The sequence below is a fragment of the Paenibacillus sp. ICGEB2008 genome (genome assembly GCF_000307675.1).
GTDB lineage: Bacteria > Bacillota > Bacilli > Paenibacillales > Paenibacillaceae > Paenibacillus > Paenibacillus polymyxa.
Map to the genome: position 1 here is coordinate 1 of NZ_AMQU01000049.1, position 1,142 is coordinate 1,142.

The 1,142-nt window shown below is 42.1% G+C and carries 1 protein-coding gene; it reads left to right on the forward strand.

What is annotated here, in order from left to right; genetic code table 11:
* The coding region (locus C400_RS26410) for an IS110 family transposase (protein WP_017428702.1) at positions 1–1,142 on the forward strand (1,142 nt) is incomplete at both ends.

Consider the following 1,142-nt stretch of genomic DNA (forward strand, 5'->3'; position numbering starts at 1 on the left):
TTTTAGCGCGCGGAAAGCCTTTCAGAGGGACATTCCACTTCGAGCACACTCGTGATGGCCTAGCAAATTTACATCAAGTTTTGAAGGATGTTGAGACTGCATCCAAACTACGTCCTCTGCTTATTCTAGAAGCAACCGGCCATTACCAAAGTCCCGTTGTTCAGTTCCTAGAAGAACATCACTACATTTACATTATCATTAATCCGCTCATCTCAAATCGGCTTAGAAAGTCTCAACTTCGTAAAGTAAAGACGGATGCTGCGGACGCTTACCTATTGGGAGAGTTGTACTACAAGGAAGAGTTTGAACCTTTTAAAAAAAGAGGTGTGCAACTTCTCAATCTGCGCTATCTTACAAGACAGTATGAGTCCCTTTCAAAGATGTGTGTACAGACGAAGCTGCAATTCCAAGCCGTTTTAGATCAGGTTTTCCCAGCTTACAAAGGCGTCTTTGGAGCTATGTATTCCCGTATTTCACTACGGTTTTTAAGTAAATTTCCAACCTCATATTCAGTTTTGCAGACGGATGAAATTACACTCAAAGCTAAGATGAAAGAACTACTTTCTTCGAAACGGGGGCGTTCAGAGGGCTGGATTAACCAACGGGTTCAGCGACTGCTAGACGCGGCAAAGCAAAACCCATTTCAGCAAACCATGTATGCAAGCCACTTAATCAATTTGAAAGTTCTTATTACCCTTATTCTTCAGTACCAAGAGCATCTTGCTGAACTGGAACAGAACATAGATGCTCTGGCTGAAGAAATTGAAGAGTATGAATTAATTCAGTCGATTCCCGGTATTGGGCATAAAATTGTTGCAACAATTTTATCTGAAATTGGAGAAGTCGACCGATTTGATCATCCTAAAAAGCTAGTGGCTTTTGCAGGCATTGACCCGAGTGTCTTTGCTTCCGGTAAATTTACAGCAACTCGAAACCGAATCACGAAACGTGGTTCCAGGCAGTTGCGTTACGCACTGGTAATGGCTGTCCAGTGTGGGCTTATACGCTCCCGAAATATGCGACTCAAAGCGTTCTATGATCGCAAGAGAGCAGAAGGAAAACCACATAAAGTAGCTCTAATCGCATGTGCAAATAAGCTCATCCATTGGCTTTATGCAATCTTGAAAAACAAAAAGAAATTT